The organism is Roseivivax sp. THAF197b (genome assembly GCF_009363255.1).
In the GTDB taxonomy this organism is placed as follows: domain Bacteria; phylum Pseudomonadota; class Alphaproteobacteria; order Rhodobacterales; family Rhodobacteraceae; genus Roseivivax.
The window spans coordinates 1,908,478-1,925,013 of record NZ_CP045318.1 but is presented as its reverse complement, the minus strand read 5'-3'; the positions used below and the strand labels follow the sequence as shown (position 1 = coordinate 1,925,013).

The following is a 16,536-nucleotide window of genomic DNA, read 5'->3' as shown; positions in this document are numbered from 1 at the left end:
CGTTACTCCTCGTCCACGCCGAATTGACGGTCGAGCTTGTTCATGCGCCAGGCGTAGAAGAAGATCAGGCCGAGAAAGACTAGGATCGAGCCTTGCTGCGCGAACCAGAAGCCCAAATCGGTGCCGCCCACGGAAATGCCCGAGAGGGCCGGGCGCAGCAGGATGCCGAAGCCGAAGCTGACGGCGGCCCATATGACCAGGCTGATGAGAATGAGACGCACGTTGGCCTTCCAGTAGGCCGCGCCGTCGGTGGGTATCTTGTCCGCCATGATGCGGGTCTCCTCCTTGTTTGGGCGCGGGCTCAGCCGCGCACGCTTTGGACCACGTCCGCGAGATCGCGGGCGATGTCGTCGATGGCGCCCATCGCCGGAATGCGATGGAGCGCGTTTTTTTCCTCGTAATAGGCGATGAGCGGCGCGGTCTGGGCGTGATACGCCTCGAGCCTGCTCGCCACCGTCTCCGCGTTGTCATCGGCGCGGCGGGTCATCTCGGTGCCGCCACACTTGTCGCAGGTCTCTGCTTTTGCGGGTTTCTTGTATTGGTCGTGATAGCCCTCGCCGCAGGACGCGCAGGTGAAGCGGCCCGACACGCGGGTCACCATTTCGGCGTCGTCGACCTCGAGGCTGATGGCCGCGTCGATCTGCTGGCCGCGCGCGGCGAGGATGTGATCGAGCGTCTCGGCCTGTGCTGTGGTCCGCGGAAAGCCGTCGAGGATGACGCCGTTCGCGGTGTCAGGCTCGGCCAGCCGGTCGGCGAGGATCTGCGTGACGGTCTCGTCCGAGACGAGCGCGCCTGCCTCCATCTTCGCCTTGGCCGCTTTCCCGGCGTCGGTGCCTGCCTTGACGGCGGCCCGCAGCATGTCGCCGGTCGAGAGTTGGACGAGGCCGTATTCGGCCTCGAGCTTGCGCGCCTGGGTGCCTTTCCCGGCCCCCGGAGGGCCGAGAAGGATCAGAACCGGGGCTTTCGCGGGATTGCGTGTACCATCCATGACCATCACCCGCGGTTCATGCGATTTTCGATGAGGTCGTCGACGACCTCTGGCTCGGCGAGGGTGGAGGTGTCGCCCAGGGCGCCGTAGTCGTTTTCGGCGATCTTGCGCAGGATGCGGCGCATGATCTTGCCGGAGCGGGTCTTGGGCAGGCCCGGCGCCCATTGGATGAGATCGGGCGAGGCGATGGGGCCGATTTCCTGGCGGACCCAGTTGCGCAGCTCCTTGCGCAGCTCGTCCGAGGGCTCCTGGCCAGACATCAGGGTCACGTAGCAATAGATGCCCTGGCCCTTCACGTCATGGGGATAGCCGACCACTGCGGCCTCGGCGACGGAATCGTGGCTGACCAGCGCCGATTCCACCTCGGCCGTGCCCATCCGGTGGCCCGAGACGTTGATCACGTCATCGACCCGGCCGGTGATCCAGTAATCGCCGTCCTCGTCCCGGCGGCAGCCATCGCCCGAGAAGTAATAGCCTTTGTATTGCTGGAAATAGGTGTTCTCGAACCGCTCGTGATCGCCCCAGACGGTGCGCATCTGGCCGGGCCAGCTATCGGCGATGGCCAGCACGCCCTCGGCGGGGTTGCCCTCGATCTCCTTTCCGCTTTCGGCCTCTAGAACGACCGGTTTGATCCCGAAGAACGGCTTCATCGCCGCGCCGGGTTTGGTTGCATGCGCGCCGGGCAGGGGGGTCATCAGGTGCCCGCCGGTTTCCGTCTGCCACCAGGTATCGACGATCGGGCAGCGCCCGCCACCGACCAGATCGTTATACCAGGTCCAGGCCTCGGGGTTGATCGGTTCGCCCACCGTTCCGAGGAGTCGCAGCGAGGATAGATCGCATTTCGTTACGAAATCGTTGCCCTGGCCCATCAATGCGCGAATCGCCGTGGGTGCGGTGTAGAATTGGGTGACCTTGTGCTTCTCGCAGACCTGCCAGAAGCGGCTGGCATCGGGGTAGGTGGGCACGCCCTCGAACATCAGCGTGGTGGCGCCATTGGCGAGCGGGCCATAGATGATGTAGGAGTGCCCGGTGACCCACCCAACATCTGCGGTGCACCAATAGATGTCGCCTTCATGGTAATCGAAGGTGACCTCATGGGTCAGGGCGGCGTAAACCAAATATCCACCACTTGAGTGCACAACCCCCTTGGGCTGGCCGGTCGAGCCGCTCGTATACAGGATGAAAAGGGGATCTTCGGCGTCCATGGGTTCGGGCGCGCATTCAGCGGAAGCCTCCGCCATGGCGGCTGTCACATCCACGTCGCGGGCCGCGTCCCAGGCAACGTCGCCGCCGGTGCGGCGCACGACAAGGCATTTGACGGACGCGTCGCATTGCGCCAGCGCCTTGTCCGCATTGGCCTTGAGCGCGGTCTTGCGCCCGCCGCGCGGGGCCTCGTCGGCGGTGATGACGCATTTGGCGTCCGAGCCGTTCACGCGCTGCGCCAGCGCATCGGGGGAAAAGCCCGCGAAGACGATGGAATGGATTGCGCCGATCCGCGCGCAGGCGAGCATGGCATAGGCCGCCTCGGGGATCATCGGCAGGTAGATCACCACGCGGTCACCTTTGGCCACGCCCTGGTCCTTCAGGATGTTGGCCATCTTGGAGACATTGGTCGCGAGGTCGCGATAGGTGATGTGCTGCGCGCCCTCCTGCGGGTCATCGGGCTCCCAGATGATCGCAGTCTGATCGCCGCGGGTCTCGAGATGGCGGTCGATGCAATTCGCCGCGACGTTGAGCTGGCCATCCTCGTACCACTTGATCGAGACATTGCCGTAGTCGAAGTTCACGTCCTTGATCTTCGTGGGCGCGCGCATCCAGTCGATGCGCTGACCCTGCTCGGCCCAGAACCCCTCCGGATCGGAAATCGAGCGGGCATACATCTCCTCGTAGCGCGCCGCATCCACATGCGCGCGCGATACCGTCTCCGCGCTCGGCGCAAACGTCTCATGCGGGTCGTGATGGCTCATGTTCTCACTCCTCCTGATCTGACCATTTGCAGGTTTCTGTATGTGACGAATCCGGTCAAGTGGTCGTGATATTTGTCACGGAGCATAGCGCAGCATTGAAAACGGATAAATAACCTACAGTTTTCAAGCCGTTTTTTTGTGAAATGATTTTCCAGAATATGCATTATCTGTAAATATGCTTCACCATGCTACTCTAAGCGTCCGTTTTCATGCGGTGTTAGCGCTGCCGTAGCGTAAAGACGCCTCCGCCCCCGCCTGTGGTTAGCCGGCGCATGCCCGACCAAGGGGGCCTCCGGGCCCGGATTGCCGCAAACCGCCCGTCTTTCCCTTGCGTCCGGCTTCGATCGCATTACCCTGCGCGCACAGCGGCGTGCCAAACGCCCGATCAAGGGAGAAGAACCAATGACATCACTCACGGTCAAACTGACCGCATCCGCGCTCGCGCTCAGCTTCGCAACCGAAGCCGCAGCCACCGAATGGAACGTCTCCGTCTGGGGCAAGCGCCGTGCCTTCACCGAGCACATCCACAAGCTGGCCGAGCTCGTGGAGCAGAAGTCCGATGGCGGCTTCACGATGAACATTTCCTATGGCGGTCTGTCCAACAACCGCGAGAACCTCGACGGCATCTCCATCGGCGCCTTCGAGATGGCGCAGTTCTGCGCAGGCTATCACCCCGACAAGAACCGCGCGATCACCGTGCTGGAATTGCCGTTCCTCGGCGTCTCCAACCTCGATGAGGAAGTCGCGGTCAGCCATGCCGTCTACGATCATCCCGCCGTGGCCGAAGAGATGGCGCAGTGGAATGCCAAAATGGTGATGACCTCGCCGATGCCGCAATACAACCTCGTGGGCACGGGCGAGGCGCGCGACGAGCTTGCGGAGTTCGACGGTATGCGCGTGCGCGCAACCGGCGGTCTGGGCGAAGCCTTCGCGGCCGTGGGCGGCGTTCCGACCTCTGTGACCTCGTCCGAGGCATACCAGGCGATGGAATCGGGTGTCGTCGACACCGTGGCCTTCGCCCAGCACGCGCACCTGTCGTTCGGCACGATCAACCAGGCCGATTGGTGGACCGCGAACCTCAACCCGGGCACCGTTAACTGCCCCGTCGTGGTCAATATCGATGCCTATGAGAGCCTGTCGGACGAGGAGCGCGAGATCTTCGACAGCTCCGTGCCCGAGGCCATCGATCATTACCTGGCCAATTACGGCGAACTTCTGGACCGCTGGAATGCCGTTCTGGAAGAGAAGGGCGTGACCGCGGTGCAGATTTCCGAAGACGAGCTTGCCAAGTTCGAGGAAGTCGCCGGTGGTCCGATCCAGCAGGCCTGGATCGAGGAAATGAACGCGCAGGGCATGCCCGGTCAGGAACTCTTCGACCTGGTCATGACCACGCTCGAGGAGCAACGCGCCTCCAACTGAGCGCAATGACCGCATGACGTCCGGCGGCGCCCTCGCGCGCCGCCGGTTTCGTCTTGTCACGACAGGACAGATCACGGGGAGGACAGGCCATGGCCGGAAGTGCCAAGGTTCTCGAAGATGACAGCCTGCTGAGCCGTCTCGACCGCAAACTTGCAAAGCTCGAATGGCTTTTCGCCCTGATCTCGGGGATTTTTGCCTTCGGGTTGATGGTTCTCGCGGTGGTGTCGGTGACCGGGCGGAACGGCTTCAACGAGCCCTTGCCGGGCTATGTCGACTGGATCGAGGCCTTCATGCCGTTGATCGCCATCCTCGGCATCTCCTACGTGCAGCGCGTGGGCGGGCATATCCGCATGGACATCGTGATTGGGCAGTTGCGCGGACGGCTGTTGTGGATCGCCGAGTTCATCACGACCTTCGGCATCCTGCTTTTGATGCTGGCCCTCGTCTGGGGCACCTGGGCGCATTTCGACCGGTCGTTCGATTTCAGCGCGCCGATGTGGAGCCGGGACAGCTCCATCGATATCGGGCTGCCGATCTGGCCTGCGAAACTTGTCGTGCCGGTGGCCTTCTCGGTCATGTCGGTGCGGCTTGTCCTGCAATTATGGGGATACGGCCGCGCGATCCTGTCGGGCACGGCCAATCCCGTCGCCGTGCCGCTGATCCAGTCCGCCGCTGAGATCGCCGCCGAAGAAGCCGAAATGCTGAGCCAGAGGGACTGACGCCATGGATCCTATCGATATCGGTCTCTGGGTCACGGGTGGCCTTCTTGTCATGGTCGTACTCGGCATGCGCGTCGCTTTCGCGGCAGCCTTGGCCGGGGTCATCGGCCTCATCTGGATTTTCTGGGAGAAGAAGGATTTTGCCGCGGACGAGTTCACCTGGGCGCTGACCGTCGCGGTGAAGACCGCAGGGCAGGTGCCGCATGGCAAGGTGGCAAGCCAGGCGCTGAGCCTTATCCCGACCTTCATCCTGATCGGCTATCTGGCCTATTACGCGGGCCTCACGCGCGCGCTCTTCGAGGCGGCCAAGCGCTGGATCGCCTGGGTGCCGGGCGGGCTGGCCGTTTCAACGGTCTTCGCGACGGCGGGCTTTGCGGCGGTGTCGGGCGCATCCGTCGCCACGGCGGCGGTCTTTGCGCGCATCGCCATCCCGGAAATGCTGAAAGTCGGCTATGACAAGCGCTTTGCCGCGGGCGTCGTGGCGGCAGGCGGCACGCTCGCCTCGCTGATCCCGCCCTCGGCGATCCTCGTGATCTACGCGATCATCGTTGAGCAGGATGTGGGCAAGCTGCTGCTCGCGGGCTTCATCCCGGGCATGTTCTCGGCTCTAATCTATGCGCTCCTGATCATCGGGCTTGCGCTGACGCTGAAGAATTTCGGCCCGCCCGTGACCGGGTTCACGTGGCGCCAGCGCTTTTCGGCGCTGCCGCCCGCGCTGCCCATTGTGGCCGTGGTCGTGATCATCATCTGCTTCGTCTACAACCCGTTTGGCGGCGATGCCTGGGGCACGCCCACCGAGGGCGGCGCAATCGGCGCCTTCATCGTCTTCCTGATGGCGGTCTATCGCGGCATGCGCTGGAGGGAGCTGAAGGATGCGCTGGTCGAGACGGCGAAGCTTTCGATCATGATCTTCTCGATCATCTGGGGCGTGCTGATCTACGTGCGCTTCCTGGGCTTTGCGGATCTGCCAAGCGCGTTTTCCGACTGGATCACGGCGCTGGAATATTCGCCAATGCTGATCCTGGTCTGCATCCTCCTGGCCTATGCGGTGCTTGGCATGTTCATGGACGCCATCGGGATGCTGCTGCTGACGCTGCCTGTCGTCTACCCGGCGGTCATGGCGCTGAATGGCGGCGAATTCGTGAGTGCCGCCGACAGCACCTTCGGCATGTCGGGGCCGATGTGCGCGGTCTGGTTCGGCATCCTTGTGGTGAAGATGGCCGAGTTCTGCCTGATCACACCGCCCATCGGGCTCAATTGCTTCGTGGTGGCGGGCGTGCGGCCCGACCTGTCGGTGCAGGACGTATTCCGCGGTGTGACGCCGTTCTTCATCGCCGACGGCATCACCATCGCGCTGCTGGTGGCCTTCCCGGCGATCGTGCTCTGGTTGCCATCGCTGGCAAGCTAGGGACGCGCCGAAGGCTTGAGCCAAAAAAAACGCCGGGGATTTCCCCGGCGTTTGTCGTTCTAACCTGCGGCATGGCGTCAGGCGCGCAGCGTCTCCGTCGAGGAGAAGAACATCGCCTGGCTGATCGCGGAGCGGACCTGCTCCTCGGAATAGGGCTTCGAAATCAGGAAGGCGGGCTCGGGCTTGTCGCCGGTCAGAAGCCGCTCGGGGAAGGCCGTGATGAAGATCACCGGACGTTCGCCCAGATCGCGCAGGAGGTCGTTGACCGCATCCACGCCCGACGAGTTATCCGCAAGCTGGATGTCGGCCAAGATCAGGTCGGGCGTTTCCTTCGCGCCAAGTGCGACCGCGCCATCACGTGTGCGCGCGACGCCGGTGACCCGGTGGCCAAGGTCTGCCACGATGCTTTCGAGATCCATGGCGATGATCGCCTCGTCCTCGATGATCAGCACCCGACCAGACATCGCATCCGCCATTTCCTGACGCGCGGTCTGTACGAGGATCTCGGCCTCTTCCGTCCCGACATTCATCACTTCACCCACTTCGGCGAGGGTGAATTCCTCGATCGTGTGGAGCAGGAGCGCCTCGCGGCTGTTCGTGGTCAGGCGCGACATGTGACGCTGCGCGGCGGCCAGGGGACCGGTATCCTCGTCCGTCACGGGCGCGCCCGTGGTGACCCAGATACCGTGGAATGTCTGGAACAATCCGACCTTGGGCCTGCTTGCGCCCACCGTGATGGAGCGATCGGCAAGAACTGCCTCGAGCGTTGCCGCCGCATATTGATCACCCGTTGACTGCGATCCCGTCAGCGCGCGCGCATATCGGCGAAGATACGGCAGGGCTTGGCCGATCTCGCTGCTCAGGTCGGTTTGGGACATGTCCTCGACATCCTTTTTTTTTCTAGGCTTCGGGAACTAAACCAGTTGGGCGCGGGTTGGTTCCGGAATTAGGGCCAAAAAAGAACATGTGCGCAAGGGAAAGTATGGCTCAGGAACACCAGAAGCGGCGGCAGGACAGCGTGATAGATGACAACCTGAAAAAGGTGTACCAGGACATGCTTGAGCAGGATGTCCCGGATCGATTTCTCGACCTTCTTTCTCAATTGAAAGCACAGGACGACAGTCCGAAGGGGTCTTCGGACGAGGTTGACGAATGAATGCAGATCCCCGTGACGAGATCGTGGAGCATTTGCCCGCGCTCCGGGCGTTTGCCCTCTCGCTGACCCGCAACGGATCGCTGGCCGATGACATGGTGCAAGATGCACTGGTCAAGGCCTGGACCAAGATCCACACGTTTGAGGCGGGCACGAACATGCGGGCTTGGTTGTTTACCATCCTGCGCAACACCTATTATTCCAACAGGCGCAAAGCGGGCCGCGAGGTCGGGGATGCGGACGGTCTTTTAACCGAAACTCTGTCCGAAAAGCCCGCCCATGACGGCCGCCTTCAGATGAAGGACTTCATGCGCGCATTCCAGACACTGAACGACGAACAGCGCGAAGCGCTTGTGCTTGTCGGTGCGTCGGGCTTTTCCTACGAGGAAGCGGCAGACATGTGCGGCGTCGCGGTCGGCACCATCAAGAGCCGGACAAACCGCGCCCGTGCGAGGCTGACGGAATTGCTGCATCTCAGCGACGAGGAAGCCTTCGAACTCACAGACCAGGCAACCCTCGCGGTTGTCTCCGGAAGCTCGTCGTCAACGGCGCGTTAAGTCATGATTGGTGCACCTGGACCCAGGCCCATCCCCAGCGGATTGGGCGCGCGGATTATCGGCTTTTTGTCGATCGCGTTGGTTCCCATCGGTCTGGTCGCCTATTTTCAGACAGCGCAACTTGATGACGAAACGCGCGCGCGCACTCAGCTGAGCCTGACCGACCGGACGGAGGCTGCGGTCGCCGCCGAGCGCTCCGTCATCACTTCGGTGATGGGCGCCGCGAACGCGCTTGGCACCATTTCGCAGGTCTCGGGCGGCTCGCGCGAACAGTGCAGTCAGGCGCTGATCGAATATGTCGCCGGCGAGCCTCAGGTCAGCTTTGCCGCGTTGGTCGGGATAGACGGCACTTATTTATGCGCAACAGCAGAGGTTCCCGAGAAGACGAGCTCGGAGCGCGCCCTTGAGCTGCTGGCCCAGCCTCAGCGAAGCATCTTCCGCATCAAACAACCTCCGATCAGCAACGAGCCGGTCGTCGTTTTGCTGGAGCCGGTGTTCCAGCAGGGCAGGCATATCGGCCATGTCGCCGTCTCGATCCCGGTTGCGACGATGCGGGACCTCCAGAGGAAAGACGAAAGCGCCGCCTCGAACTTCACGGATGTTGCGCTTTTCAACGCCGATGGCGAGCTTCTCAAATCCAACCTCGGAAACGAAGCGATCCGCCCGCTCTTGCCCGACACGATCGCGCTCGCGTCCTTGCCCGGACAGGACAAGTACAGTTTCCTCGCGCGCAGTGCAGATGGTCTGGAACGCATCTTCGTCGTCTCCGCCATCGTGCCCGACATACTTTACGCGATCAGCATCTGGCCCGAGGACAGCCCCGAACTGAACGCGCTGCGGGCGGGCAGTTTCGCCAAGGCGCTGCCGCTCGTGATGTGGGCGGCCAGCGTCATTGTCGCCTATCTCGCCGTGAACCGGCTGGTGATCCGTCACATTCGGACCCTGCGCTACCAGATGCGCAGCTTTGCGCGCGACAGACGGTTGCCCGCGCAGACCTCCGCCGCCGATATGGCGCTTGAATTGCGGGACATGGAGAACGATTTCCTGCTGATGTCCGACTCGATCCTGCAGGACGAGGCCCAGCTTGAAAACGCGCTGCGCGAGAAGACCATCCTGCTCAAGGAGGTGCATCACCGGGTCAAGAATAACCTGCAGCTGATCTCGTCGATCATGAACATGCAGATCCGGCAATCGGACACCGATGAGACGAAGCGCGTTCTGCGGCGCTTGCAGGAACGCATCCGCGGCCTCGCGGCCATCCACCGCCAGCTGTATCGCACGGCCGATCTGGGCCGGGTCGATGTGCGCGAATTGCTCGAAGAACTGACCCAGCATATCACGCTGATGTCCGAACAGGACGACCGCAAGATCGAGATCATCCGCGATCTCGACCATGTCGAGGTCTATCCCGATCAGGCGATGCCGCTGGCGCTTCTGACCGCAGAGGCTGTGGCCAATGCCGAGAAATACATCCAGCGCGACGCCGAGGGGCAGGCCCGGATCACCGTCAGTCTCAAGCGGACATCGGACAAGGATGTGGCCTTCGAGGTGACGAACACCTCCAATCCCGAGCACCTTCCCGTGGTGGACCGTATGGGCGGTCTTGGGCAGCGCTTGATCCAGGCCTTTTCGACGCAGCTCGGCGGCGAGCTGAGCCAGGGCCTTTCCGGTGACATCTACCGTGTGGCCGTCACCTTCCGGATTTCCGATTTCAAACCCGAAGTGGTGGATTACTGATGTCTGCATCTCGGAACACCGCCCCATCCTCGCCCGCGCCGCTGCCGGTTCGGGACAATGCCAATGGCGATCCGCGCCGCGTCGGTGTGGAGATCGAGTTCGGCGCGCTCGCGGAAGAGCAGGTGACGGGCGTCATCACCGAGCGTATGGGCGGCCAGGTCGAGCAGCGGGGCGAACGCGGCTACGTGGTCACCGACACGGAACTCGGCGACATCGAAGTCTACCTCGACACGCAGTACCTCAAGCGCGCGGAAAGCGGATTTCAGCAGCGCATCCATGACATTGCGCGCCAGGTGGTTCCGGTGGAAATCGTCACCGGCCCGATCCTGCCCGCGGAGATCACGAAGCTCGACGCGCTTTGCGCCGATCTGGCGAAGGCCGGGGCGACCGGCACGGCGGCGGGCGTCTTCCTGGGCTTCGGGGTGCATTTCAACCCGGAGGTCACGGGCGAGACATTGCCCGATATCCTGCCGACGCTGCGGGCATTCGCCTTCCTGGAGGATTCCATTCGAGATGCCGCGCGCATTGATCTCGCGCGGCGGGTCATGCCCTATGTGGATGCCTATCCGCGCCCCTTGCTGGACGGTCTGGCCGAGGAAATCGGATCGCTCGACGCGCTGATCGATCTTTATCTCGACCGCGCACCGTCGCGGAACCATGGGCTCGATATGCTGTGCCTCTTTGCGCATCTCGACGAGGCGCGTGTGGCGGGTGCCATGGACATGAACCTGATCTCGCCGCGCCCGACCTATCATTATCGTCTGCCGGATTGCCGTATTGACGAGCCCGACTGGTCGCTGAGCCTCGAATGGCAGCGATGGGTCCGGATCGAGGAGGTCGCGCAGGATGCGGGCCTCATCGGCGATCTATGCGCGGCATGGCGCGATCATCGCGCGCATCTGACCACGACCCGCAGCGATTGGGCCAAGTGCGCGGCCGACATCGTCGGGGGGATCTCATGAGCGATGGGCGTCCCGTCATCGGTGTGACCGTCTCGCGCCGCTCCGGCTGGCGGATCTTTCCGCTGATGGCGCTGAGCGTGTGGCTCGGCGGCGGGCGGGCGATCCGCTGGCAATCGGGCCGGGAGATTGCGCTCGACGCGGTCGACGGCGTGGTGATCGGGGGCGGCGATGATATCGCGCCTACGCTCTACGGGGGCGAGGTGCGCGTGGGTGTCAGGCTCGACCCCGACCGCGATGCGCTCGAGACGGAGGTGCTGCGCGGTGCGTTCGAGCGGGACTTGCCCATCTTGGGGATCTGCCGTGGGTCGCAGATGCTGAACGTCGTGCTGGGCGGCGATCTGCACCAGGACGCCTATGACGTCTACGATTCCAAGTATTACCGCACGATCCTGCCCAAAAAGCGCGTCGACCTTCTGGACGAGACGCTTCTTGCGCGGGTGACGGGTGAGGCCTGCCTGAACGTGAATGCGCTGCATTCGCAGGCGGTTCAAAGGCTGGGGGAGGGGCTTCAGATCGCGGCCCGCGACGATGGCGGCATGATCCAGGCCATCGAACGCAAAAGCGATCCCATGGCCATCGGTGTTCAATGGCACCCCGAACACCTGTTCTATCGACGTGCGCATCGCCGTCTATTCACCGCATTGGTCGAAGCCGCCCTGGCACGTCGCGCAAATCGCGGACAGGTCAAGGCCGCCCACAAGGAGGCGCGCGAGGCCGAAGAACGGCGCAACAAGCTGGCGCTCTGATCCACGAATTTTCGCCTTGTCAACGAAAAAACGCAGAATTTCGACGTAAGTCTCGATTTTCGGGAACCGATGCCTGTTTTGGCCGTTGGTATTGCGACAACAGGATCAAGGAAAGGTAGAACGATGACCGATATCTTCGTGATTGGGCTCGTCGGTCTTTCTTTGGTAACGGCGCTGATCTACGCGCTGACCGGACGAAAGGGCGACGACGACGCTCACTCAGACCGCGACTGACCTCCCTCAAAGGTCGCGGCGAGGCACGATAAATGAGCAAGACAACGCGAAAAGGGTGGTCCATCGGGCCACCCTTTTTGCCGTGGCCGGGTGCTGTTTTCCGCCGGGGTCAGCTTCGAGCGGGCGTGGCCGGATCAGCGGTCAGGTCTTCGCCCGTGTCCCAAGGCCGGTTCGCTGCCTTCGACGGGGCCGCATCTGCCAGATCTTCAAACCCGTCGACGAGCCGCGCGAGGTCGTCCGGACTGGTGATCGGTTTGGCACTGCGTGTCGTGACTGGATTTTTGGGCTGCGCGATCTGCGCACGGACGCGGGACCAGACGGTCTGATGCTCCGACACCACCGCATCGAAACGATGCTTTCCACTTCTGAAAAAAAACATGACTCACCCCCCGGAACTCACGTCGCGACATCGCAACGCGCGGGGAGGCGATAAGGTTCCCAGGTTTTTAATTTAGTTTTCCGTATTCGCCATCGACGGGGGTTTTGTTTCGTCTGCGCCGCGTTTTCCGCAAGGCAGCCTCCCCGTCGACTTATCCCGTGCCGCGCGTATCTGTTCCGTATCGGCAGAGGCCCTATCTGCCTTCGAAATCAGGAGGATATGAGAGAATGACCGCAAACGCGCTGATAGAACTCACCGATTTGGAAATCGACGCCGATATCGGCACATACGGACCGGAGGACGTGGTGCCCGAGGCGCATATCCTCGATCTGACGCTGCACATCGCACAGGAGAAGGTCCTGATCGCCAAGGACGGGATGGCGCATGTCTTCGATTACGATCCGCTTGTCGCGGAGTTGGAGGCTTTGGCCGCTGACGGCCATTACCACACGCAAGAACGTCTAATCAGTCGTATGGCTGCGGCCTGCGCGGCGTTTGAAGCGGTCGAGGCGTTGGAGATCGGCTTGCGCAAGAGGCCGGTGCGGTCGGGCAAGGGCGCGCTTGGCGTGCGCCTGATCCTCGATGCCGGCGATCTGGCTCGGCTGCGCAAGGGCACGGTCTAGAACGCGGACCCGAATACTGCGCCCATGTTTCGAACGTGGACGTAAAGGCAGAGAAAGATCGCCCGCTTTCGGCTTCACAATCCGGCTGCGATCCGGTTCTCTGCAGCGGATCACATGGGGCTTGCGCAAGCCCGACCGAAACTTTGGGAGACCGGCCATGAAATTCGTCCGTTACGGTGCAAAAGGTGCAGAAAAACCGGGGCTTGTGGACAGCAACGGCGTGATCCGCGACCTCTCCGGTCATATCGGCGATCTGGCGGGCGAGACGCTGGGCGCGCTGTCGGAGCTTGAAGCGCTTGACCCGGCAAGCCTGCCTGCGGTCGAGGGTTCGTCGCGGCTTGCGCCCTGTGTCGGCGGGACCGGCAAGTTCATCTGCATCGGGCTGAACTATGCCGATCACGCGGCCGAAGGTGGCTGGGACATCCCGACCGAGCCCGTGATGTTCATGAAGGCCACCTCTGCGATTTCCGGCGCGGAGGATCCGATTGTCATGCCGCGCGGCGCCTCCAAGGTGGATTGGGAGGTCGAGCTTGGCATCGTCATCGGGCGCGAGGCGAAATACGTCAGCGAAGCCGACGCGCCTGCGTATATCGCGGGCTATTGCGTGGCCAATGACGTCAGCGAACGCAGTTTCCAGATCGAACGCGGGGGCCAATGGACCAAGGGCAAGTCTTGCGACAGTTTCGGGCCGCTCGGCCCTTGGCTGGTCACGCCCGATGAGGTGGGCGATGTCCAGAACCTCGACATCTGGCTCGACGTGAACGGCACCCGCATGCAATCGGGCAGCACGTCGAAGATGATCTTCAACACGCATTTCATCGTCAGCTATCTCAGCCAGATTCTGACGCTCCATCCCGGCGACGTGATCGCGACGGGCACACCGCCGGGTGTGGGTCTTGGCATGTCGCCGCAGCACTTCCTGAAAGAAGGCGATCTCGTCGAAGCGGGTATCCAAGGGCTGGGCCTGCAACGCCAGAAAGTCGTGCAGGACGCCTGAGCGGGGCGGGCCCCGTCTCGCAAACATGCCGCGCCGCGCTTTGAAACCAGCGCGGCGCGTTTTTTTGGATCGGGCCTTGAGCTTCCAGTGACTGGAAGCCCTATATGCGTATCAAACGATACCACGAGGCCCTGTAATGTCCGACGCTCACACGCTCACCCTGTCCATCGAGGGCATGTCCTGCGCCTCCTGCGTCGGGCGGGTCGACCGGACCCTCTCCGCGCTTGAGGGCGTGTCGGAGGTATCGGTCAACCTCGCGTCCGAGACGGCCCGCCTGACGGTTGCGGACAGCGCGGCCCTTGAGGAGGCGGTGCAAGCGCTCGACGCGTTGGGCTACCCCGCGCGCCAGTCCCGCGTGGTGCTCAACGTGGCCTCGATGTCTTGCGCCTCCTGCGTGGGCCGGGTGGACAAGGCATTGGCAGCGGTGCCGGGCGTTCTGTCGGTGAATGTGAACCTCGCGGCCGAAAATGCGACGGTCGACTATCTGGACGGGGCCGTCACGCCGGACAAGATGAAAGCCGCAGCCACGGAGGCAGGATATCCGGCGGTGATCGCGGAGGCCGATGCGACCCGGTCGCGCGTTGCCCGGAAGGAAGACGAGGCCCGCGATCTGGCCCGGCGCGTGGTATTGGCCGCGGCGCTGACGCTGCCCGTTTTCATCCTCGAGATGGGCGCGCATGTGATCCCGGGCTTTCATGGCCTGATCGCCAACACTATCGGGATGCAAACCTCCTGGGTGATCCAGTTTCTCCTGACGAGCCTCGTGCTTTTCGGGCCGGGTCGGCACTTCTACGCCAAGGGTCTGCCTGCGCTCGCGCGTGGGGCGCCCGACATGAACAGCCTGGTGGCTGTCGGCACCGGCGCCGCCTGGGGCTATTCCGTTATTGCAACCTTTCTGCCTGCGTTGCTGCCTGAGGCCGTGCGCGCCGTCTATTTCGAGGCGGCGGCGGTCATCGTCGTCCTGATCCTCGTCGGGCGGTGGCTCGAGGCGCGGGCCAAGGGCCGCACAGGGGCCGCGATCGCCGCACTGATGGGGCTGCAGGTGCGCAATGCGCGGGTTCTGCGCGATGGCGAAGCCACGGAGGTGCCGATTGATGCGCTTCAGGTGGGCGATCTCATCCAGGTGCGCCCCGGAGAGCGTCTTCCCGTGGACGGCGAAGTGACTGAGGGCGCCAGCGATGTGGATGAGAGCATGATTACAGGCGAGCCGCTGGCCGTCGCGAAAGGGCCGGGCGACACGGTCACGGGCGGCACGGTCAACGCCACGGGCAGCCTGACCTTCCGCGCCGCGCGCGTGGGGGCGGATACGACGCTGGCGCAGATCATCCGAATGGTCGAAGAGGCGCAAGGCGCCAAGCTTCCGATCCAGGGCCTCGTCGATCGGGTGACGCTGTGGTTCGTGCCTGCTGTCATGGCCGCAGCGCTCTTGACCGTGGCGATCTGGTTGCTGATCGGGCCGGACCCCGCGCTGACCCTTGCACTGGTCGCGGGCGTGTCGGTCCTGATCATCGCCTGTCCCTGCGCGATGGGGCTGGCCACGCCCACCTCGATCATGGTGGGCACGGGCCGGGCCGCCGAGATGGGCGTCCTGTTCCGCAAGGGCGACGCGCTGCAGGCGCTGTCCGAGGTCGGGATCATCGCGCTCGACAAGACCGGCACAGTGACCGAGGGCAAGCCGCGCCTGACCGATCTGGTCGTGGCCGAGGGCTTCGCGCGCGACACGGTTCTGGCCCAGATCGCAGCTGTCGAGGCGCAATCCGAACATCCGGTCGCCGCGGCCATCGTCGCGGGCGCGCGGGCCGACCGGCTGACCCTGCCGGAGGCAACGGGTTTCCGGTCTGTCACGGGCTACGGCGTCGTGGCGCATGTGCAGGGGCGCGAGGTGCGGATCGGCGCGGACCGCTTCATGGCGCGCGAAGGCATCGACACGGGCGCCTTGGCCGAGACGGAGCGGGCGCTGGCCGAGCGTGGCCGCACCGCGCTTTTCGCGGCCATCGACGGCAAGCTGGCGGCCGTGATTGGGGTGGCCGATCCGGTCAAGCCGGGCAGCCAGGCGGCGATTGCAGCACTTCGGGCCCGCGGGCTCAAGGTCGCCATGATCACCGGCGACAAGCGCGAGACGGCGGAGGCCATCGCGCGCGAGACCGGCATCGACACGGTGATCGCAGGCGTGTTGCCCGGCGGAAAGGTGGATGCGCTGAACGAGTTGCGCGGGCAGGGCGGTCGCATTGCCTTTGTCGGGGACGGGATCAACGACGCCCCGGCGCTCGCCCATGCGGATGTGGGCATCGCCATCGGGACGGGCACGGATGTGGCCATCGAATCCGCCGATGTGGTCTTGATGGCAGGCGATCTTGGCGGCGTGGTGAACGCGGTCGCGGTCTCGCGCGCCACGATGTCCAATATCCGGCAGAACCTCGTCTGGGCCTTTGGCTACAACGTGGGGCTCATCCCGGTGGCGGCCGGGGCGCTATTCCCTGCCTTCGGGCTGCTCCTGTCGCCCGTATTCGCGGCAGGCGCCATGGCTCTGTCCTCGGTCTCGGTGCTGAGCAATGCGCTGCGGCTGCGTCGCCTGGACCCTGCCGTGAACGGGTCCGAGACCGCCCGCGCGGCAGCCTCTGCCCCGCGCCCGCAACCGGCCGAATAG

Annotated in this window: 16 protein-coding genes; 11 read left to right on the top strand and 5 right to left on the bottom strand. The window is 63.7% G+C overall.

Annotated features, from left to right (window positions below; translation table 11 throughout):
* Positions 1-2: 2 nt before the first annotated feature.
* Genes FIV09_RS09565 through acs form a run of 3 tightly spaced genes read right to left on the bottom strand, consistent with a single transcriptional unit; the run spans position 3 to position 2,955 of the window.
* Positions 3-269 (bottom strand): DUF4212 domain-containing protein, encoded by a 267-nt coding sequence (locus FIV09_RS09565; protein WP_152449727.1) that lies wholly within the window; start codon positions 267-269, stop codon positions 3-5.
* A 32-nt stretch (positions 270-301) separates the two neighbouring features.
* Positions 302-988: an adenylate kinase gene (locus FIV09_RS09560; RefSeq protein ID WP_152449726.1), complete on the bottom strand. Its 687-nt coding sequence runs from the start codon at positions 986-988 to the stop codon at positions 302-304.
* Positions 989-993: 5 nt separating this feature from the next.
* The gene (acs, locus tag FIV09_RS09555; protein ID WP_152449725.1) at positions 994-2,955 is read right to left on the bottom strand and encodes an acetate--CoA ligase; all 1,962 of its coding nucleotides are present in this window, start codon (positions 2,953-2,955) and stop codon (positions 994-996) included.
* A gap of 402 nt (positions 2,956-3,357) precedes the next feature.
* On the opposite strand from acs, the gene FIV09_RS09550 reads away from it, so the two are divergent.
* The 3 genes from FIV09_RS09550 (at position 3,358) to FIV09_RS09540 (ending at position 6,501) form a co-directional block, all read left to right on the top strand.
* Positions 3,358-4,374, top strand: coding sequence for a C4-dicarboxylate TRAP transporter substrate-binding protein (locus FIV09_RS09550; protein ID WP_152449724.1), 1,017 nt, complete (start codon positions 3,358-3,360; stop codon positions 4,372-4,374).
* An 89-nt stretch (positions 4,375-4,463) separates the two neighbouring features.
* Positions 4,464-5,093: a TRAP transporter small permease subunit gene (locus FIV09_RS09545; RefSeq protein ID WP_152449723.1), complete on the top strand. Its 630-nt coding sequence runs from the start codon at positions 4,464-4,466 to the stop codon at positions 5,091-5,093.
* Positions 5,094-5,097: 4 nt separating this feature from the next.
* On the top strand, positions 5,098-6,501 hold the full coding sequence (locus tag FIV09_RS09540; protein ID WP_152449722.1) for a TRAP transporter large permease: 1,404 nt from the start codon (positions 5,098-5,100) through the stop codon (positions 6,499-6,501).
* A 77-nt stretch (positions 6,502-6,578) separates the two neighbouring features.
* Here the strand turns inward: FIV09_RS09540 and FIV09_RS09535 are convergent, their stop codons facing one another.
* Complete coding sequence (locus FIV09_RS09535; protein ID WP_152449721.1) at positions 6,579-7,379, bottom strand: response regulator; 801 nt, start codon at positions 7,377-7,379, stop codon at positions 6,579-6,581.
* A 104-nt stretch (positions 7,380-7,483) separates the two neighbouring features.
* On the opposite strand from FIV09_RS09535, the gene FIV09_RS20370 reads away from it, so the two are divergent.
* From FIV09_RS20370 to FIV09_RS09515, 5 genes are all read left to right on the top strand, one after another.
* A complete protein-coding gene (locus tag FIV09_RS20370; protein ID WP_172975677.1) occupies positions 7,484-7,657 on the top strand; it encodes a NepR family anti-sigma factor in 174 nt (57 codons plus the stop codon).
* Positions 7,654-8,211, top strand: coding sequence for an RNA polymerase sigma factor (locus FIV09_RS09530; RefSeq protein ID WP_152449720.1), 558 nt, complete (start codon positions 7,654-7,656; stop codon positions 8,209-8,211). The genes FIV09_RS20370 and FIV09_RS09530 overlap by 4 nt, the downstream gene beginning before the upstream one ends.
* 66 nt (positions 8,212-8,277) lie before the next feature.
* The gene (locus FIV09_RS09525) at positions 8,278-9,948 is read left to right on the top strand and encodes a sensor histidine kinase (protein WP_254702427.1); all 1,671 of its coding nucleotides are present in this window, start codon (positions 8,278-8,280) and stop codon (positions 9,946-9,948) included.
* Positions 9,948-10,910, top strand: coding sequence for an amidoligase family protein (locus FIV09_RS09520; protein WP_152449718.1), 963 nt, complete (start codon positions 9,948-9,950; stop codon positions 10,908-10,910). The genes FIV09_RS09525 and FIV09_RS09520 overlap by 1 nt, the downstream gene beginning before the upstream one ends.
* Positions 10,907-11,656 carry a gamma-glutamyl-gamma-aminobutyrate hydrolase family protein gene (locus FIV09_RS09515; protein WP_152449717.1) on the top strand — a complete coding sequence of 250 codons (750 nt, stop codon included), beginning with the start codon at positions 10,907-10,909 and terminating at the stop codon, positions 11,654-11,656. Before FIV09_RS09520 ends, FIV09_RS09515 begins: the two co-directional genes overlap by 4 nt.
* Before the next feature lie 343 nt (positions 11,657-11,999).
* Here the strand turns inward: FIV09_RS09515 and FIV09_RS09510 are convergent, their stop codons facing one another.
* Entirely contained in the window at positions 12,000-12,269 is a 270-nt protein-coding gene (locus FIV09_RS09510) for a hypothetical protein (RefSeq protein WP_152449716.1), read from the bottom strand.
* Positions 12,270-12,496: 227 nt separating this feature from the next.
* On the opposite strand from FIV09_RS09510, the gene FIV09_RS09505 reads away from it, so the two are divergent.
* From FIV09_RS09505 to FIV09_RS09495, 3 genes are all read left to right on the top strand, one after another.
* A complete protein-coding gene (locus FIV09_RS09505) occupies positions 12,497-12,892 on the top strand; it encodes a dihydroneopterin aldolase (protein WP_152449715.1) in 396 nt (131 codons plus the stop codon).
* 157 nt (positions 12,893-13,049) lie between these two features.
* The gene (locus FIV09_RS09500) at positions 13,050-13,889 is read left to right on the top strand and encodes a fumarylacetoacetate hydrolase family protein (RefSeq protein ID WP_152449714.1); all 840 of its coding nucleotides are present in this window, start codon (positions 13,050-13,052) and stop codon (positions 13,887-13,889) included.
* 136 nt (positions 13,890-14,025) lie between these two features.
* Positions 14,026-16,536 (top strand): heavy metal translocating P-type ATPase, encoded by a 2,511-nt coding sequence (locus FIV09_RS09495; protein ID WP_152449713.1) that lies wholly within the window; start codon positions 14,026-14,028, stop codon positions 16,534-16,536.